We start from the raw sequence: 19,604 nt of genomic DNA, 5'->3' as shown, positions 1-19,604 counted from the left end.
CCGGAACGGCTGCCGTGTGACAGATCGGCCGATCAGACGATCGCGCGCCCGGCTCCCCACACCCGTGTCACCTCGAGCGACGGCGTCAGCGCGACGAGATCGGCGGCGTACCCGGGCGCGATCCGGCCGAGGTGGTCCCCGAGGCCGAGCGCCCGTGCCGGCACCGTGGTGAGCGCCGCGACGGCCTCCGGCAGGGTCCGGCCCGCGAGGCCGACAGCGTTCCTGAGCGCCTGGTCCTGCGTGAGCGTCGACCCGGCGATCGTGTCCGTCCCGGCGACGAGGGCGACCCCGTCCGCGACCGTCACGCCGAGCGACCCGAGCGTGTACGAACCGTCGGCAGCCCCCGCGGCACCCATCGCGTCGGTGATGAGCGCGACGCGGTCCGGCGCCGACGACAGCAGCAAGGACGCCACGGACGGGTGGACGTGGACGCCGTCGAGGATGAGTTCGAGCGTGACCCGGTCGTCGGCGACCGCCGCGGGGATCGGCCCCGGCGCACGGTGGTGGATGCCCGGCATCGCGTTGCAGGCGTGTGTGAGCAGGGTCGCGCCGGCGTCGAACGCGGCGCTGGCCTGGTCGTACGCGCACACCGTGTGGCCGACGGCGACGGTGACACCCGCCGCTGCGAACCGTTCGATCGCGGCGAGCGCTCCCGGGAGCTCGGGGGCGATCGTGACCTGCCGGACCACGCCCGAGCCGGCCTCGAGCAGGGTGTCGACCGCTGCCGGCGTCGGGTCGATCAGGAATTCGGGGTTGTGCGCGCCCTTGTTCTGCGGCGACAGGAACGGCCCTTCGAGGTGCACGCCGAGCACCAGGGGGTCGTCGGCCATCACCGAACGGATGTGCGCGAGCGAGGCCACGAGCGACGGCAGCGGGTTCGCGACGAGCGACAGGACCGACCGGGTCGTGCCGTGCCTCCGGTGCACCGCGAGCGCGGCCGCGAAGGAGTCGTCCTCGTAGGCTGCACCGCCACCACCGTGCCCGTGCAGGTCGACGAACCCGGGCACCAGGACGGCGTCGCCCAGGTCGACGACCTCGTCCGCCGTGGGGGCCTCGGGGCCGGAGCCGACCGCGCGGATGACGTCGCCGTCGAGGAGGACCCACCCGTCGGCCGTGGAGCCGCCGGCGTCGACGACGCGGGCCGACCGGACCAGCGTGCGCCGCGCCTCCAGGCCGCGCCCGCCGACGCCGGATCCCACGACAGCGGAACCGTTCACGGCGGAAGCGCCGACGGACCCGGCGGACCCGTCGGCGATGCCGGTCACCGCGTCTCCCGACGGAACTGCGCCACGCCCGAGACCGCAGCGACCACGACGAAGACGAGCCCCACGACCGGGTGCCCGATCGACACCCAGGCGGCGCCGGCGGCGACGACGAGTGCGACCTCGACGATCGTCTTGCCGACGATGTCCGTCTCGATCGGCGAGCGCGGCGAGCGGAAGAAGAACCAGACGACCGCGGCGAAGAGCGGTGTGCCGACGATGAAGAACACCGCCGGCAGCGGGTACGGCCAGGCGAGGTAGCCCCAGTACCCGAGCGAGAACAGCCCGAACGCGCACACCAGCGCCCGGAGCACGTCCCAGGCTCCGAGCCTGCGCGGCTGGACGGCGCGCGGGTCGGGGGTCTCGGACCAGTCGACGGGGCTCTGCGGTGCGGACACGGTTCCTACTTGAAGATGATGGTGCGGGCGCCGTCGAGGAGCACGCGGTCCTCGGCGATCCACCGGACGGCCTGGGTGAGCGTGCGGGACTCCTCGTCCTGCCCGATCGACACCAGCTCGGCGGGGTCCTTCGTGTGGTCGACCCGGACGACGTTCTGCTCGATGATCGGCCCCTCGTCGAGGTCGCTCGTGACGAAGTGCGCGGTCGCCCCGATGAGCTTGACGCCGCGTGCGTGCGCCTGCCGGTACGGGTTCGCGCCCTTGAATCCGGGCAGGAACGAGTGGTGGATGTTCACCGCGCGGCCCTCGAGCGCGGCGCAGAGGCCGGGCGACAGGATCTGCATGTAGCGGGCGAGGACGACGAGCTCGATGTCGTGCTCGTCCACGGCCTCGAGGATCCGCTGCTCCATGTCGTGCTTGCTCTCCGCGTCGGTCACCGGCCGGTGCTCGAACGGCACGGAGTAGAACGACGCCAGCTCCTGCAGGTCGGCGTGGTTCGACAGCACGAGCGGCACCTCGATCGGGAGCTGGCCGCCGCGCTGCCGGTAGAGCAGGTCGTTGAGGCAGTGCCCGGCCTTCGACACGAGGACGAGCGTGCGGAGCGGCCGGCCGACGACGTCGAGCTGGACGCGGGCGTCGTAGCGCTGGACGACGGGGGCGAGGGCCTCCTCGAAGGCCTCGCGGTCGACCGGTGCCATGACCTGGAGGCGCATGAAGAACGTGTTCGTGTCCGCGCTGGAGAACTGCTGCGACTCGGTGATGTTGCCCTGCGCGGCGACGACGGCTCCGGACACGGCGTGCACGATCCCGGGGCGGTCGTCGCAGACGAGCGTGAGGGTCCAGTGCGTGGGCGTCGTCGCGGTGGTCGCGGGCGTCGGGTCGGTCACCGGATCAGGGTACCGGGCGCGCTGCCGCGCGCTGGTCGTGGTCGTGGACGTGGGCCGTTCCGGCGGGTCGCCCTGTGTCCCAGCGGTCGGCCTGGAGGCACCGGTCGCCTCCGTCCGTCGGCCCGCGCTCGCGAGGCGGTTGCATCAGCGCCGGGGGCGCCGCCCGGGCGCACTGCCGACGACGGGGCGCCGCCCCGGCGCACAACCAAAAACGCAGCGAACCGCGAATCGACGCGGTTCGCTGCGTCTTTGGTTGTGCGGCGCCCGCGTGCGCGCTGCGGCTGCGGACCGGCTCGATCAGCGGGCCTGCGGCCGGGCGAGCGCGCGGTCGGCGATCGTCAGGACGCTCGCGGCGACCGCGACGCCCACGACCACCCACGCGAGCACGTGCAGGTCCGGCGTGGTAGGGGCCGTCCCGAACACGCCGCCAATGAGCGAGGACGCCCCGATCGCGCCGATGTACACGCTCGTCCGAGAGAGCCCGGCCGCGGTGCCGATGTACTCCGCGGGCACGACCCGGTACAGCGCAGCCTGGTTCGACACCGATGCGAAGGCCTGCGGGACGCCGAACAGCGCCGGCGTGAGCACGAGCAGGGCCACGGGGGACCCCGAATCGAGCAGGAGCAGGAGCAGCCCGCCGACGATGGGCACGACGGCCGCGGCGATGAGCGGCCCACGGACGGCCGTCTTCCGCGCGACCAGGAACGAGGCGATGCCGGCGACGATCGCCGCGGGCAGCTGGATGTACCCGGCGGCGTCGCTCGAGTACCCGGCGACGTCCTGCACCCACTGCGAGAAGCCGTAGGTCATCGTGTACGCGAGCAGGTACACGAGGAACAGCCGCACGTACGTCCGGGACAGCGCGCCGTTGCGGGCGAGCAGCCGCACGTCGACGAACGGCTTCACGGCGCGCAGTTCCCACAGCACGAGCGCGACGAGCAGCACGACCGCGGTCCCGAGCAGCCACCAGAGCCCGGCCGAGAGGTCGAGCAGGAACACCAGGAGTGCCGACACGGTCCCGGTCATGAGGAGCATCCCGACCGGGTCGAGCGCCTGCAGCACCGGCAGGTCGTCGTCGTTCTGCGGACGCAGCCGGTCGGACGGCAGCCACAGCAGCGACACCACGATGCCGAACACCGCGAGCGGCACGTTGACGAGGAAGATCGCGTGCCAGCCGAAGGCCGCGATGAGCGCTCCGCCGAGCGGCGGCCCGGCTGCGGCGGACACGAGCGACGTGATCGAGAGCGCGCCGAGGACGAGCGGGGGCGTGGGCTTGCCGATCCGCGCCGAGTGCTGTCGGAGCGTCGTGAGCGCCGCCGGGTAGGCCGACGACGTGCCGATCCCGATGAGCACACGGGCCGTCACCGCACCGCCGAACCCGGTGAGGAACTCGGGCACGACCCCGGCGACGCCGACGATCACGAGACCGGAGAGGAACACCTTCTTCGGGCCGAACCGGTCCGCGAGCTTGCCCATCGTCGGCTGGGCGACGGCGCTCGCGAGGTACAGCGCCGCGACGAGCCAGATCGCCTGCGCGGCACCGATCCCGAGATCGCGGGAGATCGGTGCGAGGGCGACCGACACCATCGTCGTGTTGATCGGGTTGAGCAACGGGCCGACGAGCACGGGGACGAGGAGCTTCGGGCCGAAGCCGCTGCCGCCGCTGTCGGTCGGAGCGGGCGTGGGGACGGGGGCGGTCGCGGTCAGGGTTCCACCAGCGGCTCGAGGATCTGCAGCGAGCGGGCCACGGTCGCGCGGTCCTCCGCGGTGAGCGCGGCCAGGCGGTCCGCGAGTACCCGGCTGCGGGCCGACCACGCGTCCTCGCGTGCGGCTGCGCCCGCCGGGGTCGCACGGACGAGGGTCCGTCGGCCGTCGGTGGGGTCCTGTCGGCGCTCGACGTACCCGAGGTCGACGAGTGCCTGGACGGTCGCGCCCATCGACTGCGGGCGGACACCCTCGGCGCGGGCGAGGTCGGCGACCGTGCTCTCGCCGTACCGGAGGAGGCGTCCGAGCGCCGCGGTCTGCGATGCGGTGACCTCGTCGGACTTGCCCGTGAGCAGGGTCCGGCGGATACGGCCGTGGATCGTCAGCAGCGCGCTGGCGAGGTCGGGTGCACCGTCGGAAGTCATACCGCAACGGTACTACTTCGACAGGGGAACTTGCAAGGCTTCCTGTCGATCTCGATGCCGACGGGGGCGGACGGCTACGGCTCGAGGACGATCCGCCGCTGCACGACCCGGAACCCCGCGCGCTCGAACGCCCGACGCATCGGCGTGTTCGCGTCGTCCGTGGTGCCGACCACGTGGTCCTCGCCGTCGGAGGCGTGCAGCCGGAGCGCCTCCCGCAGCAGGTCGTCGACGTACCCGTGGCCACGGTGTTGCGGGAGCACCCCGATGAAGCTCACCGCGGGGTCGTGGGCCGTCCGCGTCGCGAGGACGAAGCCGACGACGATCCCGTGCTCGTCCGCTCCGATCCGCCAGGCGTCGCGTGACCCCGGCAGGTCGCGGTAGAACGACAGGTCGTCCAGGGCCGCACCGCGGCGACCGAGCGCCCGCACGGTGGCGAGGGTGTGTGCGTCGAGGGAGCCGACCGCGACACGGGCGAACAGGTCGGCGAACTCCGCGTCGTCCCCGCCGCGGAAGCGGAGCCGACCGCCCGGGGCAGCAGCCGCACCGGTCGCCGGGTCGGGGTGTCGGAACCGCACCCGCTCGGTGACGCGACCGAGTCCGGCCCCCTCGGCTGCGCGCGTCCGCCAGGCGACCGCCGCGACGGCGTCCGGATCGTCGCGCCACTCCGTGTCGACGTCGAGGATCCACTCCGGCGCGACCCGTGCACCCTCGACCCGGAACGTCGCGGTCGCCGCAGTGACGAGTGCCGCCGCGACCGCCGCACGGTTCTCGTCGGCGTCGACCTGCACGTCGTCGAGCGTCGCCGGTGCGGCGGCACCCGGCCGTCCCCACCACAGCGCACGGCCGACCACCCGACCGTTGCGGAACGCGAGCCACGACCACCCGGGTCGGTACGAACCCGTCGCGGAACCCGCCGTGAAGCGCTCTCGGTCCACGGACCCGACCGGCTCCGACGTCGAGAACGCGAGCAGGGCCTCCCGGTCGGCCGTCGTGTCCGCGCTCGCGCGGACGGCGAGCGTCACCGGTCCCCGACGAGCGCCGCGACCAGGTGCTCCTGCACGTACCCGACCCAGTCGTAGACGTCCCGCAGGCCGACCCCGGCCTCCGCGCGGTACGACGCCTCCTCGCTCGCGGCGTCCGTGATGCCGAGGCGCTCCGCGATCGTCAGCCGCAGGTCCGTGAGGCACCGCAACCACGCCTGCTCGTCCTCGGGGGAGAACCCGCCGTCACGCACCCCGGTCAGCCACTCGTGCACGACCGCCGCGTTCGACGTCTTCTGCGTCAGCAGGTCGGACTGCGTCCACCGGCGGAACTCGGCGCTCGCCGCGTCGTCGTCCGGGTACGCGTCGGGGAACATGCGCGTGGCCACGGGGTCCGCGGACAGGTCGCCCGCGAGCACCTGCTGGAGCTGCTCGGTCAGCGACGTCAGGACGTCGCGCTCGCCGGAGGACAGACCGAGGTGGACGCCGTCGGCACGGCGGACGAACGGGATCACGGGGTCGGCGCCCGGTCGACCGTCGCCTGCAGGCCGTACCCGTGCATCGCCTCGACGTGGGCCTCCATCGCCTCGCGCGCCCCGGTCGCCACGATCGCCCGCCCGTCGTCGTTCACCTGGTGCATGAGCCGCTCCGCCTTCGCCCGCCCGAAGCCGAAGTAGGACTGGAAGACGTAGGTGACGTACGACATCAGGTTGACCGGGTCGTCCCAGACCACGGTCACCCAGGGCGTGTCGGAGCGGGTCGTCGTCCGCTCGTCGACGTCGGGGCTGAGCAGGGTCATGCCACCAGGGTGACACGAACCGGTGCGCTCGGTACGATCGGGGGGTCGCGACTGGCGTTGGATGGGTCACCATCGGGGAGCGACACCTGACACGGTGCGCGGCCGTACGCCTGGGCCGCGCCCACCCGTCCACCTCGTCGTGCGTGTGCGCGACGGAACAGACAACGAGGAGTCCCGTGTCCATCACCGATCTGACGCCTGCCGCCGTGCAGTCGACCTTCAACGCCCCGCTCGCCGAGGTCGACCCCGAGATCGCCGCCGTCCTGCAGAACGAGCTCGGCCGCCAGCGCGACACCCTCGAGATGATCGCCTCCGAGAACTTCGTGCCGCGTGCCGTCCTCGAGTCGCAGGGCTCCGTCCTCACGAACAAGTACGCCGAGGGCTACCCGGGCAAGCGCTACTACGGCGGCTGCGAGTTCGTCGACGTCGCCGAGCAGCTCGCCATCGACCGGGCGAAGGCCCTCTTCGGCGCCGCCTACGCGAACGTCCAGCCGCACTCCGGCGCGAGCGCGAACGCCGCGGTCCTGCACGCCATCGCGTCCGCCGGCGACACCATCCTGGGCCTCGAGCTCGCCCACGGCGGCCACCTGACCCACGGCATGAAGCTCAACTTCTCCGGCCGGATCTACAACGCGGTGTCGTACGGCGTCGACCCGGAGACCTTCGAGGTCGACTACGACGACATCCGCGCGAAGGCGATCGAGCACCAGCCCAAGGTCCTCATCGCCGGCTGGTCGGCGTACCCGCGCCAGCTCGACTTCGCGAAGTTCCGCGAGATCGCGGACGAGGTCGGCGCGACGCTCTGGGTGGACATGGCGCACTTCGCCGGGCTCGTCGCCGCGGGCCTGCACCCGTCGCCGTTGCCTCACGCCCACGTCGTGTCCTCGACCGTGCACAAGACCCTCGCCGGTCCGCGCTCGGGCATCATCCTGTCCAACGAGGAGTCGCTCTTCAAGAAGCTGAACTCCGCGGTCTTCCCGGGGCAGCAGGGCGGCCCGCTCATGCACGTGATCGCCGCCAAGGCCACCGCGTTCCTCCTCGCCGGCCAGCCGGAGTTCAAGGACCGCCAGGAGCGCACGCTCCGCGGCGCTCGTCTGCTGGCGGACCGCCTCACGCGGGCCGACGCGAAGGCCGCCGGCATCGACGTCCTCACGGGCGGCACCGACGTGCACCTGGTGCTCGTCGACCTCCGCGAGTCCGAGGTCGACGGCAAGCAGGCCGAGGACCTCCTGCACCAGGTCGGCATCACCGTGAACCGCAACTCCGTGCCGTTCGACCCGCGCCCGCCGATGGTCACCTCCGGTGTTCGCATCGGCACCCCGGCGCTGGCGACCCGTGGCTTCGGCGACGCCGAGTTCACCGAGGTCGCCGACATCATCGCGCTGACGCTCATGCCGAACCCGGACATCGAGGCGCTCTCGGCCCGGGTGAAGGCGCTGGCCGACGCGTTCCCGCTCTACGCGTGAGCGCCGCCGTGGCCGACCTGCCGCGGGCGCTCTGGGACGGTGAGGGCTCTGCCGTCCGCATCGACGGCACCGCCCTCGCCGCCCGCACCCTCGACGACCTGAAGCTCCGCATCGACCGTCTGCACGACCACGGGTTCCGGCCCGGCCTCGGCACGATCATGGTCGGGCAGAACCCGGGCTCGGTGTCCTACGTCGCCGGCAAGCACAAGGACTCGGCGCAGATCGGGCTCGACTCGGTCCGCATCGACCTGCCCGAGACGGCGAGTGCCGCCGACATCCGCGCGGCGATCCTGCAGATGAACGACGACCCCCGGGTCACCGCCTTCATCGTGCAGCTCCCACTGCCGCAGGGCATCGACCCGATCCCCATGCTCGAGCTGATGAACCCGGCGAAGGACGCCGACGGCCTGCACCCGACCAACCTCGGCGAGCTCGTCCTCGCCGTCCCCGGTGGTGCGGGCACGATCGACGCTCCGCTGCCGTGCACCCCGCGCGGGATCGTCGCGATGCTCGAGGCGTACGAGGTCCCGATCCGGGGCCAGCACGTCACGATCATCGGGCAGGGGCTCACGGTCGGTCGGCCGCTCGGCCTGCTCCTCACGCGGCTCGAGGCCACCGCCACCCTGACGCACTCGCTCACCGAGGACGTCGCGGCCGAGTGCCGCCGTGCCGACATCATCGTCGCCGCGGCCGGTGTGGCCGGGCTCGTCCAGCCGGACTGGGTCAAGCCCGGTGCGGCGGTCATCGACGTCGGCATCAGCCGCATCGTCGACGAGGAGACCGGCAAGGCGAAGCTCCGCGGCGACGTCGACCCTGCGGTCGCATCGGTCGCGGGGTTCCTGTCGCCGACGCCGGGCGGCGTCGGGCCGATGACCCGCGCGATGCTCATGAAGAACGTCGTCGAAGCGGCCGAGCGCCACCTGCGCTGACGGTCACCCTCGCGAGAGCGACAGATCTCCCTGGCCCACCCACGGGGATCTGTCGCTTCCGCGTTCCGGTCGCGTCCAGCCCCGGACTGGAGGCACGGATCACCTCCGCCGGATCGCGCGCCTGGTGCTACGGTCGCCGCATGGGGGATGAACGAACGCTGACGGAGCCGGTGCTGCGAGCGCGCCCCGAGCCGTCGCAGCTCACGAAGGACGCCCGGTGGATGGTGCTGATCGTGCTGCTCGCGCTCGTCGTGCAGCACTTCGGTGCGACCTGGTCGACCGGGTTCTCGCACGCCGGCACGCAGACGACGATCACGAGCAGCCCGTGGGTCGGGTGGACGCTCACCACGATCGGGTTCGCGGTCGTCGGCTCCGTCGTGGCGATCGCGCGCCGCGGAGCCGTCCGCTTCGACGAGCACACCGTCATGGGACTCGCGCTGGCCGGGGTCGTCGGCACGACCGTGCTCGTGTGGCTGCTGATCCCGGTCGAGATGACCTGGGTGCAGTGGGCCGTCGAACACGGCGATCCGCACCCGTTCGTCTTCGGGAACGTGCACGTCGTGTCCCGCTACGCCGACTACACGGGCTGACGCGCGCGCCGGCCGCCACAACACGCCGCCTTCCGCACGTCGAACCACGAAAGCGACGTCGAACCGCCACGTGGCACTGGTTCGATGTCGCTTTCGAGGTTCGGTAGCGCCCGGCGCAGCAGCGCAGCAGCGCAGCAGCGCAGCGCGCAGCGCGCGTCAGTCGCGCCGGGCGCCCTGCGCGGCGTGCACCGTGAACACGGTCGGCTCGCGGTACCCGGCCGCCGCGAAGGCGGACGTGACCGCGTCCGCGATCGCGCCACGGGCCTCCCGGTCGACCAGCGCGATCGCCGCACCGCCGAACCCGCCACCGGTCATCCGAGCGCCCACCGCGCCGTGCTCCATCGCGGTGGCGACCGCCAGGTCGAGCTCGGGCACCGAGATCTCGAAGTCGTCGCGCATGGACTCGTGCGACGCCACGAGCAGCGCACCGATCGCCCGCGGGCCGTCCTCGCGGAGGGTGCGCACCGTGTCGAGGACCCGCTGGTCCTCGGTCACGACGTGACGGACGCGGCGGAAGGTCTCGTCGTCCAGCAGCTCCTGGGCGCGCGGGAGGTCGTCCACCGACAGGTCGCGGAGCGCCTCGACGCCCATCACCGCGGCACCGCGCTCGCAGGAGTCGCGACGCGCCTTGTAGCCGCCCGTGGCGTGGGCGTGCTCCACGCGGGTGTCGACGACGAGGACCTCGAGCCCGTTCGCCTCGAGCGCCAGGTCGACCACGGCCGTGTCGAGCGTCCGGCAGTCGAGGAACACGACCGCGTCCTGCTCACCGAGCAGCGACGCGGACTGGTCCATGATCCCGGTAGGGGCGCCCACGGCGTGGTTCTCGGAGTACTGCCCGACGCGCGCGAGCGTCTTGCGGTCGAGCCCGAGCTCCCAGAGGTCGTTGAAGGCGAGGGCGACACCACACTCGATCGCCGCGCTCGACGACAGGCCCGCCCCGACCGGCACGTCCGAGTCGATGAAGACGTCGAACCCGTGCTTGTCCGAGAGGTCGGCGCCGGCGTGCTCACGGAGCGCCCAGGCGATGCCGAACACGTAGGCCGACCAGCCCTCCATGCGGCCGGGCGACAGCTCGTCGAGGGTCAGCTCGACGACCGACGACGGGTCGAACGCCGACGCGACCCGCAGCACGCGGTCGTCCCGCTGCCCGATCGACGCCACCGTCCGCCGGTCGATCGCGAAGGGCAGCACGTACCCGTCGTTGTAGTCGGTGTGCTCACCGATGAGGTTGACCCGGCCGGGGGCGGAGTACCGCACCGTGGGCTCGTACCCGTAGACCTGCTGGAACGTCATGCGCGCTCGATCCCTCCTCGGATGAACTCGGCCGCCTTCTCGGGCACGAGGTCCCCGATCCAGGCGCCCATGGCGGCCTCGCTGCCGGCCAGGAACTTCAGCTTGTCCGCCGCGCGGCGCGGGGACGTGATCTGCAGCATGAGCCGCACGGTGTCGCGGCCGGTGTGCACCGGGGCCTGGTGCCAGGCGGCGATGTACGGCGTCGGGTCACCGTAGAGCTCGTCGATCCCGCGCGTCAGCCGGAGGTGCATGTGCGCCAGCTCGTCCTTCTCGGCGTCGGTGAGCCCGGCGAAGTCGGGCACGTGGCGGTGCGGGAGCATGTGGATCTCGATCGGCCAGCGCGCCGCGAACGGCACGAAGGCGGTGAAGTGCTCGCCGGCGAGGACGACCCGGTCGGACGCCCGCTCGTTCGCGAGGTGCTGCTCGAACAGGTCCGGCCCGAAGCGCTCGATCGAGGCCAGGAGTCGCTGGGTGCGCGGCGTGACGTACGGGTAGGCGTAGATCTGCCCGTGCGGGTGGTGCAGCGTGACGCCGATCGCCTCGCCCCGGTTCTCGAACGGGAACACCTGTTGGATGCCGGGCAGCTCGGACAGTGCTGCGGTGCGGTCCGCCCACGCCTCGACCACGGTGCGGGCACGCGACTCGGAGATCGACGCGAAGGAGCCCTCGGTGGCGGGGGAGAAGCACACGACCTCGCAGCGTCCGACGCTGCGGAACTGGCGGTTGAACCCGACCTCGGTCAGGGCGTCGAGCGACGGCGGGGCGTCCTCGGCGCCGCCCGGCCCGGCGAGCATCGGCCCGAACGACGGCGAACGGTTCTCGAACACCGCGACGTCGTACACGCTCGGGATCTCGGACGGATTCGCCGGGCTCTGCGGCGCCAGCGGGTCTTGGTCGGCCGGCGGCAGGAACACCCGGTTCTGCCGGCTCGCCGCGATCGACACCCACTCGCCCGTGAGGACGTCCTGACGCATCCGGGCCGTGTCCGGCCGGGGGTCGAGGACGCGCTGGTCGATGCTCCGCTCGGCGGGCAGGGTCGAGTCGGCGTCGTCGAAGTAGAAGAGGTCGCGGCCGTCCGCGAGCTTCGTCGCGCGCTTGGTGATCACCGGAGCAGCCTAGCGTGATCCGAAGTGTTGCGAAAGCAGACGGAAGCGGACGAAACTGAGCACGTGACCGACGACGACCTCTTCCTCGACGGCGCGCTCCCGGCGCCCCTCCGCCAGGACCGCATCGTCGCCATCGTCGAGGGGGCACCCGGGCTCGTCCGGACGGCCGCCCTGGCAGCGGCCCTCGGCACGAGCGAGGTGACGGTCCGACAGGACCTCGCCACCCTCGACCTGGAGGCACGGATCCGGCGGGTGCACGGCGGTGCGGTCCGCCTCGTGGCCGGTTCGGGCGAGCGCCCGCTCGAGGAGACCGCGGTCGAGCACCAGGTCGCGAAGGCGGCCATCGGCCGCGCCGCGGCCGCGCTCGTCCGGTCCGGTGAGTGCGTCGTGCTCGACGTCGGCACCACACCCGCGGCGGTGGCTTCCGCCCTGGTGGCACGGACGGACCTGGTCGACGTGACCGTGGTGACGAACTCCCTGACGACGGCACTCGCCCTCGAACCCGCCGTCCCGCGCTTCACCGTCATCGTCACCGGCGGGACGCTCCGACCGCTGCAGCACTCGCTCGTCGCACCGTTCAACAACACCGTGGTCCCGATGATCGCCGCCGACGTCGCGTTCCTCGGCGGCACGGGCGTCGACGTCGAGCACGGCCTGACGAACGTCAACCTCCCCGAGACCGAGACGAAGCGGATGCTCGCCGCGACGGCACGGCGTACGGTCGTGGTCGCGGACGGGTCGAAGTTCGGCCGGGCCCACATCGGGGTCGTCCGTGCGCTCGAGGACGTCGACGTCGTCGTGACCGCCGAGGCCCCGGCGGACCTGGTCGACGCCGTGCGCGCAGCCGGGGTCGAGGTCGTCGTCGCCGACGAGCGCTGAAGCACCGCAGTACGGGTTCCACCCGCGTTCCCAGGAAGGACCAGCCCGCCATGACCGCAGCAGCCCCCACCGGAGGCCAGTACCACCTCCGCCACGCCGGACCGGACGGCGTCGTCGAGGCCGTCGTGACCGAGGTCGCCGCGGGCATCCGCGAGCTCCGCGTCGCCGGGTTCGACCTCACCGAGCCGTTCGGTGCGGACCAGGCCCCGCCGGGAGCCGACGGCATCGTGCTCGTGCCGTGGCCGAACCGTGTCGCCGGCGGTCGGTGGGAACTCGACGGCGCCGTCCAGCAGCTCGACGTCTCCGAGCCGAAGTACGGCAACGCCTCGCACGGGCTGCTCCGCTTCGCGCCGTACCGGACCGTGACGCAGACGGAGTCGTCGATCGAGCAGGAGGCCACGATCCACCCGCAGCACGGCTGGCCGTTCACCCTCGAGACCCGTGTGCACCACGAACTCGTCGACGACGGCATCCGCGTCACCCACACGATCACGAACCGCTCCGGCGTCCGGGCGCCCTTCGCCGTCGGCGCGCACCCGTACCTCCGCGCCGGCGACACCCCCGCCGAGGACCTCGTCGTGACGCTCGACGGCGCCACGGCCTTCTCGACGAACGAGCAGAAGGTGCCCGACGGGTCGTTCGACGTCACCGGCACCGATTCCGACCTCCGCGCCGGGCGTCGCGCGGGCGACTCGGACCTCGACACCGCCTACACGGACATCGCGGCCGACGAGCACGGCGTCCGGCGCACGACGCTGCACGGCCCGGAGGGCGACGGCGTCGAGCTCTGGCAGGACGAGTCGTTCCCGTACGTGCAGGTGTTCACCTCCCGGACGTTCCCCCGGGGCGACGGCACCGGGCTCGCGGTGGCGGTCGAGCCGATGACCGCGCCGGCGAACGCGCTCAACTCGGGGGAGGGCCTGCGCTGGCTCGAGCCCGACGAGACCTGGACCGGCACCTGGGGCATCCGCCGCGTCTGGTCCTGAGCCGCACCTCTGCCCTGCCGCACGACGAAGGCCGCCCCGATCGGGGCGGCCTTCGTGTGTTCTGCGGCAGGTCAGGCGCGGCGCATGCGGAGCGCCTCGACCGCGAGGGCCTCGGTGCCGTACCGGCCGACCTCCTGCGCCCAGGCCGGGTCGTCGCCGCGGAGGGCGATGTACTCGGAGCGCTGTCGGCACACGTAGCCGAGGACGGTGGTGGCGGTGGCGACCTCGACGAAGTCCTCGCGGATGTGGCGCGTCGACACCTTCGCGTTGCGGCGGAGCGTGTCGAGGAGCAGTTCGTCGCTCATGGTCGTGTGGGTGGCTGCTGCGAGCTCGACGATGCGGCGCGCGCCGTCGGCGCTGATGTGCGTGGCTTCGATGGGCTCGATCACGGTGTACCCCGTTCGTTCGCTGGTGGTGCTGTCGTGCAGGACCCGGTGCTCGGATCCGGGAACGACACTATCGGCGCCCACCCAACAGCTCGCTGAATGCGGACTGAACTGTGCCGTGGAACGGACAAGAGTCAGCTGTGGAGGGTTTGTACCCCGATCGTTTCTGAGGTGGGCCCCGTGGGGCTCGAACCCACGACCCTCGGATTAAAAGTCCGGTGCTCTACCAACTGAGCTAGAGGCCCTCACCCGCAAGGCTAGCGGGTGAGGGCCTCCAGTCGAGAAACGAGCGCGTCAGCTCCGGCGTCCGGTCAGGGTCCGCAGCAGCCACATGACGAGCGCGATGACGAGCAGCACGATGCCGACCCACAGCAGGAACTTCAGGCTGGCGGCGAAGCCACCGACGAACAGCAGGATGACCGCGATGACGGCCAGGATGATGAGCAGGGCGTTCATGAGGGTCCTCTCCTTCACGTCCGGGAGGGGTGCCTCCCTGCCGGTCAACCGTACGCGCGAGCGGCCCGTTGCGTTCTCGGCGAACGGGGGACGTGCTGCGTCGGTGGCCGCGCCTACACTGTCGCGGTGCCTCGCGATCACCACCGTCCCGTCCACTTCACCGATGCCGAGTTCGCCGCGATCCAGGGCGGGGAGGACCCGGCGGTGGTGAACCGCGTCGCGCACGAGACCGCGAACGCCCTGCTGCACCGCGTGCGCCAAGATCCGGACCCGGCGGTCGTGGAGCGCCTCGTGACCTACACGGACGTGCACGGCATCGACGCGATCGCCGAGCTCTGGGCGCGGGTGGGGGCGCACACGCTGCCGGGGGCGCTCTGGCGGATCTACCTCGTCCGGACGGTCATCCGTCAGGCGCCGGAGGAGATCGCGTACCTCTTCGCGCGCGGCACGGAACGGATCGGCACGATCGACCAGGCCGTCGCCGGCGCCGAGCAGCCGACGGGGCCCGCGGAGATCCTGACCCTCGCGGACCGCATCCTGCACGGCCTCTACACCGGCGACCTCGCGGTGGCGCTCGACCGCGGCGCTGCGTTCTGCCGGCTCACGGCGGCTGGCGCGACAGCGGTGGCGGACGAGTCCGACCTCACCGCGGAGGAGCGCGCGAGCGAGCTGACGACCCGGGCGCTCCGGCTCACCGAGCTCGCGGCCGACCTGACGGAGGCGGCGGCGCTCTGGCGCCGCGACAGCCTCGACTGACGGTCGACCCGCCGGGCGGGAGCCAGCCGACCGAGGCGACCCGCGCCTCCAGGCCGACCAGAGCCAGTGGAGAGGATGAAGCCGAGCCGCAGAAGCGCCTCTCGGCGCGAGGCCGCTCGAAGCGGCGATATTTGGAGCCCGGGGCTTGCTGCGGCCCGGCGACGACCACTCTACGAAACGACCCCTGGACGCGTCGAATCCGTTCTCGCAGGGAGGACACGGATCCGTCCGGGCGCGCCCGCGGAGGTGCCCGAGCAGTCCTCCAATCCGACCGGACGAGGGCACCGAATCATCACCGTGGCGAGGCCCTGGCCTCACCACGGCGAGGGGTCCCGCGCGACCCGGTCCGACACCAGTCGGTCAATTCCCTGCGGGTCACGCGGGCCCCTCGCTCAGAACGAGCACCACCACACCCGAAGAGCTGCGTGAGTCCTGGACACCCGCAGCGCCCCACGCACAGAGAGGGGGGAAACCTGCGATGCTTGCACTCGTGGAACGCGACACGAAGCGCTGGGGCTCTGCGGAGCCGGCGCCGCCGTCGCCCGATGAACTCCTCACCAGGGTTGCGAACGGCGACCAGGCGGCCTTCTCCGACCTGTACGACGAACTGTCCGGGCGGGTGCTCGGCCTCGTGACGCGGCTGCTGAAGGACCGTGCGCAGTCCGAAGAGGTCACCCAAGAGGTCTTCCTCGAGGTCTGGCAGCAGGCCACACGGTTCGACCAGGTGCGGGGCTCCGCGGCGAGTTGGGTGCTCACGATGGCGCACCGCAGAGCGGTCGACCGGATCCGGGCATCGCAGGCCTCGCACGACCGCGACACCCGCATCGGCATCCGCGACTTCGAGGCCGGGTTCGACCAGGTGTCCGAGTCGGTGGAGATCCGCATCGAGCACGAGCGGGTCAGTCGGGCGTTGGCGAAGCTCACCGAGTTCCAGCGCCAGGCGGTGCAGCTCGCGTACTACGGAGGCTTCTCGCACAGCGAGATGGCCGAACAACTGGGTGTCCCGATCGGCACCGTCAAGACCCGTCTCCGTGACGGGATGATCCGACTCCGAGACGAGATGGGGGTGACCTCATGACCGAACGACACGACGACCCGTCCACGCTGACCGGCTCGTACGCCCTCGACGCGCTGTCCGACGACGAGCGCACCCAGGTGGAGGTCGCCCTCGCGTCCTCTCCCGAACTCCGGTCCGAGACCGACTCGCTGCGCGAGACCGCGCTGCAGCTCGCGTACTCGACCGCCCCGATCGAGCCGCCGGCGTCACTCAAGGCGTCGCTCATGGCGCAGATCCGGAACACGCCGCAGTCGGCCCCGGTCACTCCGGCAGCGACTGCGCCGGCAGCTCCGGCTGCCTCCGTTCCCGAGGCTCCCGCTGCTCCTGCGTGGTCCGACGTCGGTTTGGAGGCGCGACCCGCCTCCGCCCCGTCGCCCGCTTCCTCCGTGTTGCCGGGCCCGGCGGAGACCGCGGCTCGCCGCCGCTGGTTCCAGCGTCCGGCGGCTGCCCTGTCCGCCGCTGCCGCCGTCGCGGTGGTGTTCCTCGGCGTCGGGCTCGGCGTCGGCGGTGTGCTGAACCCGGGCGACGAGTCGCGGCCGGGGACCTCGCAGAGCACCAGCGTCCTAGACGGGATCTACGCGGCGTCCGACTTCCAGCGGAGCTCCACTCCCGTGCAGGGCGGCGGGACGGCCACGGTCGTCTGGTCGCAGGACCTCGGCAAGTCGGCGGTCATCCTCGACGGCGTCGAGGCCGCACCGAAGGGCAAGACCTACGAGCTCTGGTACATCGACTCGAAGGCTGCCGGCGGATCGATCACGTCCGCTGGGCTGATGGACCAGTACGCCGACGGGGTGCACTCCGCGGTGCTGACCGGCAAGGTCCGGGACGGCGTCACGGTGGGCATCACGGTCGAGCCGGCCGGCGGGTCGAAGCAGCCGACGACGACCCCGATCGCCGCGGTCCCGCTCGACGCGTAGCGGGCTTCCCCCCCTCCATCCCTCCCTCCGCGAAACGCGCGCGTCCCGACGAAGCACGTGTCGATCGACACGTGCTTCGTCGTCCCGTGTACGCGCATGCGCTGCGGCGTCGTGACCGCGACGAAGCACTCGTCGATCGACGTGCGCTTCGTCGATCCCTGCACGCGCACGGAGCCGGCCGACCCGTGCCAGGTCCGCGGGCCAGGGCGACCACCCGCGGGACACAGGTGGGCCCGCCGGACGCGACCCGTGCCTCCCGACCGCCCCTCCTGACCGCAGCGCGGCGTCCGGACCACAGCGCGCCGGCCGACCGCGGCGGAACGGCGACCCCGCGACCAGGGCAGCGCCCCGGAACGCCGACGGCCCCGCCGGACCGAGGTCCGACGGGGCCGAGTGAGCACGACGCGAACGGTGTGCGGCCGCGTCAGCGGATCATCCGAAGCGGCCGGAGACGTAGTCCTCGGTGGCCTGGACGGACGGGTTCGAGAAGATCGTCGCGGTGTCGTCGTACTCGATGAGCTTGCCGGGGTGCCCGGTGCCGGCGATGTTGAAGAACGCCGTCTTGTCCGACACCCGCGAGGCCTGCTGCATGTTGTGGGTCACGATGACGATCGTGTACTCCTTCTTCAGCTCCTCGATGAGGTCCTCGATGGCGAGGGTCGAGATCGGGTCGAGCGCCGAGCAGGGCTCGTCCATGAGGAGCACGTCGGGCTGCACGGCGATCGCCCGGGCGATGCAGAGTCGCTGCTGCTGCCCGCCCGACAGGCCCATGCCGGGCTTCTCGAGGCGGTCCTTGACCTCGTTCCAGAGGTTCGCGCCCTGCAGGGAGCGCTCGACGATGTCGTCGGCCTCGGACTTCGAGATGCGCTTGTTGTTGAGCTTCACGCCGGCGAGCACGTTGTCCTTGATCGACATCGTGGGGAACGGGTTCGGGCGCTGGAACACCATGCCGACCTGGCGACGGACGAGCACCGGGTCGACACCCGCACCGTAGAGGTCGTCGCCGTCGACCTTGACCGAGCCCTCGACCCAGGCACCGGGGATGACCTCGTGCATGCGGTTCAGGGTGCGGAGGAACGTGGACTTGCCGCAGCCGGACGGGCCGATGAACGCGGTCACGGTGCGGGGTTCGATCGTGATGTCGACACCCTCGACCGCCTTGAACTTCGAGTAGTAGACGTTGAGGCCGTCGACCTCGATGCGCTTGGACACTGTGGACCTTCCGGGTGCTAGCGGGGGAGCTTGGGGGCGAAGAGGCGGGTGATGAAGCGCGCGAGGAGGTTGAGCGCCATCACGATGAGGATGAGGAGCAGCGCGGCCGTCCACGCCCGGTCGACGAACGGCACCGGGTTGGCGCCCTGCTGCGAGTACTGCGTGTACGCGAACACCGGCAGGGTCATCATCGGGTCCTTGAACAGGTCGTAGTTCATCGACGCGGTGAACCCGGCGGTGACGAGCAGCGGTGCGGTCTCGCCGATGACGCGGGCGATCGAGAGCATGACACCGGTAGTGATGCCGGCGAGCGACGTGGGGAGCACGACCTTCACGATCGTCAGCCACTTCGGCACGCCGAGCGCGTACGAGGCCTCGCGGAGCTCCATCGGGACGATCTTCAGGACCTCCTCGGTGGAGCGCACGACGATCGGGATCATCAGCACGCTCAGGGCGATCGAGCCGACCAGGCCGAAGCGGGCACCCGGGCCGAGGAAGAGCGCGAAGAGCGAGTAGGCGAAGAGGCCGGCGACGATCGAGGGGATGCCCGTCATGACGTCCACGAAGAACGTGATGCCCTTCGCGAGCGCGCCCTTGCCGTACTCGACGAGGTAGATCGAGGTGAGCAGGCCGATCGGCACCGAGATGAGCGCCGCGAACAGCGTGATCTCGAGCGTGCCGACGAGGGCGTGGACCGCGCCGCCGCCCTCGGAGATGACGCCGCGCATCGAGTACGAGAAGAACTGCGCGTCGAACCGGGCGAGGCCGTCGGCGAGGACGGTCCAGAGGAGCGACACGAGCGGCAGGACGGCGATCACGAACGCGGTGACGACCAGGGAGGTCACCAGACGGTCGACGGCCTTGCGCCCGCCCTCGACGATGCGGGACACGACGACGATGAGGACGTCGAACAGGACCGTGCCGAGGAACAGCGCCGCGACGACGTTGAAGTCCTTGACCGCGCCGCCGGCGTTGAGCAGGGCGAACACGGCGATCAGGGCGACCCACGAGCCGATGAGGAGCAGCCACGGCACCGACTTGTGCAGCTTGCCGTTGGCGTAGACGTTGCCGGCCATGCCGGACTGACGGAGGGCGAGGGACATCGGGTCGTACCTC

Annotated in this window: 22 protein-coding genes, 1 tRNA gene and 1 riboswitch; of the genes, 8 read left to right on the top strand and 15 right to left on the bottom strand. The window is 71.8% G+C overall.

Annotated elements, in window-relative coordinates; translation table 11 throughout:
* Positions 1–32: 32 nt before the first annotated feature.
* From nagA to clpS, 8 genes are all read right to left on the bottom strand, one after another.
* Positions 33–1,172, bottom strand: a complete 1,140-nt coding sequence (gene nagA, locus ACRQ4C_RS15920; RefSeq protein WP_439690921.1) for an N-acetylglucosamine-6-phosphate deacetylase — start codon at positions 1,170–1,172, stop codon at positions 33–35.
* Positions 1,173–1,261: 89 nt separating this feature from the next.
* Complete coding sequence (locus tag ACRQ4C_RS15915; RefSeq protein WP_439689354.1) at positions 1,262–1,660, bottom strand: YrdB family protein; 399 nt, start codon at positions 1,658–1,660, stop codon at positions 1,262–1,264.
* A 5-nt stretch (positions 1,661–1,665) separates the two neighbouring features.
* A complete protein-coding gene (purU, locus tag ACRQ4C_RS15910) occupies positions 1,666–2,547 on the bottom strand; it encodes a formyltetrahydrofolate deformylase (RefSeq protein WP_400412393.1) in 882 nt (293 codons plus the stop codon).
* Positions 2,548–2,844: 297 nt separating this feature from the next.
* Positions 2,845–4,173 (bottom strand): MFS transporter, encoded by a 1,329-nt coding sequence (locus ACRQ4C_RS15905; RefSeq protein WP_439689353.1) that lies wholly within the window; start codon positions 4,171–4,173, stop codon positions 2,845–2,847.
* Between the two features lie 77 nt (positions 4,174–4,250).
* The gene (locus ACRQ4C_RS15900) at positions 4,251–4,676 is read right to left on the bottom strand and encodes a MarR family winged helix-turn-helix transcriptional regulator (RefSeq protein WP_290133685.1); all 426 of its coding nucleotides are present in this window, start codon (positions 4,674–4,676) and stop codon (positions 4,251–4,253) included.
* Between the two features lie 74 nt (positions 4,677–4,750).
* The gene (locus ACRQ4C_RS15895) at positions 4,751–5,698 is read right to left on the bottom strand and encodes a GNAT family N-acetyltransferase (RefSeq protein WP_439689352.1); all 948 of its coding nucleotides are present in this window, start codon (positions 5,696–5,698) and stop codon (positions 4,751–4,753) included.
* Positions 5,695–6,171 carry a DUF2017 family protein gene (locus tag ACRQ4C_RS15890; RefSeq protein WP_439689351.1) on the bottom strand — a complete coding sequence of 159 codons (477 nt, stop codon included), beginning with the start codon at positions 6,169–6,171 and terminating at the stop codon, positions 5,695–5,697. The genes ACRQ4C_RS15895 and ACRQ4C_RS15890 overlap by 4 nt, the downstream gene beginning before the upstream one ends.
* A complete protein-coding gene (gene clpS / locus ACRQ4C_RS15885; protein ID WP_290133689.1) occupies positions 6,168–6,455 on the bottom strand; it encodes an ATP-dependent Clp protease adapter ClpS in 288 nt (95 codons plus the stop codon). The genes ACRQ4C_RS15890 and clpS overlap by 4 nt, the downstream gene beginning before the upstream one ends.
* A gap of 37 nt (positions 6,456–6,492) precedes the next feature.
* A riboswitch (ZMP/ZTP riboswitch) is annotated at positions 6,493–6,578 on the top strand.
* A gap of 53 nt (positions 6,579–6,631) precedes the next feature.
* Here clpS and glyA point away from each other — a divergent pair.
* The 3 genes from glyA (at position 6,632) to ACRQ4C_RS15870 (ending at position 9,440) form a co-directional block, all read left to right on the top strand.
* Entirely contained in the window at positions 6,632–7,921 is a 1,290-nt protein-coding gene (gene glyA, locus ACRQ4C_RS15880; protein WP_439689350.1) for a serine hydroxymethyltransferase, read from the top strand.
* Positions 7,918–8,850 (top strand): tetrahydrofolate dehydrogenase/cyclohydrolase catalytic domain-containing protein, encoded by a 933-nt coding sequence (locus ACRQ4C_RS15875; protein WP_290133690.1) that lies wholly within the window; start codon positions 7,918–7,920, stop codon positions 8,848–8,850. Before glyA ends, ACRQ4C_RS15875 begins: the two co-directional genes overlap by 4 nt.
* 140 nt (positions 8,851–8,990) lie before the next feature.
* A complete protein-coding gene (locus tag ACRQ4C_RS15870) occupies positions 8,991–9,440 on the top strand; it encodes a hypothetical protein (RefSeq protein WP_439689349.1) in 450 nt (149 codons plus the stop codon).
* 156 nt (positions 9,441–9,596) lie between these two features.
* Here ACRQ4C_RS15870 and galK read toward each other — a convergent pair whose 3' ends face one another.
* On the bottom strand, positions 9,597–10,733 hold the full coding sequence (gene galK, locus ACRQ4C_RS15865; RefSeq protein WP_439689348.1) for a galactokinase: 1,137 nt from the start codon (positions 10,731–10,733) through the stop codon (positions 9,597–9,599).
* A complete protein-coding gene (gene galT / locus ACRQ4C_RS15860; RefSeq protein WP_439689347.1) occupies positions 10,730–11,839 on the bottom strand; it encodes a galactose-1-phosphate uridylyltransferase in 1,110 nt (369 codons plus the stop codon). The genes galK and galT overlap by 4 nt, the downstream gene beginning before the upstream one ends.
* A 63-nt stretch (positions 11,840–11,902) precedes the next feature.
* Here galT and ACRQ4C_RS15855 point away from each other — a divergent pair, with 63 nt between their 5' ends.
* A complete protein-coding gene (locus ACRQ4C_RS15855; protein WP_412881988.1) occupies positions 11,903–12,718 on the top strand; it encodes a DeoR/GlpR family DNA-binding transcription regulator in 816 nt (271 codons plus the stop codon).
* 50 nt (positions 12,719–12,768) lie between these two features.
* Positions 12,769–13,704 carry an aldose 1-epimerase family protein gene (locus tag ACRQ4C_RS15850; RefSeq protein WP_290133695.1) on the top strand — a complete coding sequence of 312 codons (936 nt, stop codon included), beginning with the start codon at positions 12,769–12,771 and terminating at the stop codon, positions 13,702–13,704.
* A 71-nt stretch (positions 13,705–13,775) separates the two neighbouring features.
* Here the strand turns inward: ACRQ4C_RS15850 and ACRQ4C_RS15845 are convergent, their stop codons facing one another.
* The 3 genes from ACRQ4C_RS15845 to ACRQ4C_RS15835 all read right to left on the bottom strand — a co-directional run bounded on the left by ACRQ4C_RS15845 (position 13,776) and on the right by ACRQ4C_RS15835 (position 14,564).
* Positions 13,776–14,093: a hypothetical protein gene (locus ACRQ4C_RS15845; protein WP_439689346.1), complete on the bottom strand. Its 318-nt coding sequence runs from the start codon at positions 14,091–14,093 to the stop codon at positions 13,776–13,778.
* A gap of 169 nt (positions 14,094–14,262) precedes the next feature.
* Positions 14,263–14,335, bottom strand: a tRNA-Lys gene (locus ACRQ4C_RS15840).
* Between the two features lie 49 nt (positions 14,336–14,384).
* The gene (locus ACRQ4C_RS15835) at positions 14,385–14,564 is read right to left on the bottom strand and encodes a hypothetical protein (protein WP_290134279.1); all 180 of its coding nucleotides are present in this window, start codon (positions 14,562–14,564) and stop codon (positions 14,385–14,387) included.
* 108 nt (positions 14,565–14,672) lie between these two features.
* On the opposite strand from ACRQ4C_RS15835, the gene ACRQ4C_RS15830 reads away from it, so the two are divergent.
* The 3 genes from ACRQ4C_RS15830 (at position 14,673) to ACRQ4C_RS15820 (ending at position 17,276) form a co-directional block, all read left to right on the top strand.
* Complete coding sequence (locus tag ACRQ4C_RS15830; RefSeq protein ID WP_439689345.1) at positions 14,673–15,302, top strand: DNA-directed RNA polymerase subunit beta; 630 nt, start codon at positions 14,673–14,675, stop codon at positions 15,300–15,302.
* 478 nt (positions 15,303–15,780) lie between these two features.
* Positions 15,781–16,380 carry a sigma-70 family RNA polymerase sigma factor gene (locus ACRQ4C_RS15825; protein ID WP_400412415.1) on the top strand — a complete coding sequence of 200 codons (600 nt, stop codon included), beginning with the start codon at positions 15,781–15,783 and terminating at the stop codon, positions 16,378–16,380.
* Positions 16,377–17,276: an anti-sigma factor gene (locus ACRQ4C_RS15820; protein WP_439689344.1), complete on the top strand. Its 900-nt coding sequence runs from the start codon at positions 16,377–16,379 to the stop codon at positions 17,274–17,276. Before ACRQ4C_RS15825 ends, ACRQ4C_RS15820 begins: the two co-directional genes overlap by 4 nt.
* A 432-nt stretch (positions 17,277–17,708) precedes the next feature.
* Here ACRQ4C_RS15820 and pstB read toward each other — a convergent pair whose 3' ends face one another.
* Positions 17,709–18,488 (bottom strand): phosphate ABC transporter ATP-binding protein PstB, encoded by a 780-nt coding sequence (pstB, locus tag ACRQ4C_RS15815; RefSeq protein WP_290133700.1) that lies wholly within the window; start codon positions 18,486–18,488, stop codon positions 17,709–17,711.
* A 17-nt stretch (positions 18,489–18,505) separates the two neighbouring features.
* A complete protein-coding gene (pstA, locus tag ACRQ4C_RS15810) occupies positions 18,506–19,591 on the bottom strand; it encodes a phosphate ABC transporter permease PstA (protein ID WP_290133701.1) in 1,086 nt (361 codons plus the stop codon).
* Between the last annotated feature and the right edge of the window lie 13 nt (positions 19,592–19,604).

It is taken from the genome of Curtobacterium sp. SP.BCp, assembly GCF_051903255.1.
Lineage (GTDB): Bacteria > Actinomycetota > Actinomycetes > Actinomycetales > Microbacteriaceae > Curtobacterium.
This window is presented reverse-complemented; position numbering and strand designations above follow the sequence as displayed.

Excerpts from the sequence above, each read along its gene's own strand:
- pstA (WP_290133701.1), bottom strand. The coding sequence starts at position 19,591 with ATGTCCCTCGCCCTCCGTCAGTCCGGCATGGCCGGCAACGTCTACGCC.
- ACRQ4C_RS15825 (WP_400412415.1), top strand. The coding sequence starts at position 15,781 with ATGCTTGCACTCGTGGAACGCGACACGAAGCGCTGGGGCTCTGCGGAG.
- clpS (WP_290133689.1), bottom strand. The coding sequence starts at position 6,455 with ATGACCCTGCTCAGCCCCGACGTCGACGAGCGGACGACGACCCGCTCC.
- ACRQ4C_RS15870 (WP_439689349.1), top strand. The coding sequence starts at position 8,991 with ATGGGGGATGAACGAACGCTGACGGAGCCGGTGCTGCGAGCGCGCCCC.
- ACRQ4C_RS15900 (WP_290133685.1), bottom strand. The coding sequence starts at position 4,676 with ATGACTTCCGACGGTGCACCCGACCTCGCCAGCGCGCTGCTGACGATC.
- galK (WP_439689348.1), bottom strand. The coding sequence starts at position 10,733 with ATGACGTTCCAGCAGGTCTACGGGTACGAGCCCACGGTGCGGTACTCC.
- ACRQ4C_RS15850 (WP_290133695.1), top strand. The coding sequence starts at position 12,769 with ATGACCGCAGCAGCCCCCACCGGAGGCCAGTACCACCTCCGCCACGCC.
- ACRQ4C_RS15820 (WP_439689344.1), top strand. The coding sequence starts at position 16,377 with ATGACCGAACGACACGACGACCCGTCCACGCTGACCGGCTCGTACGCC.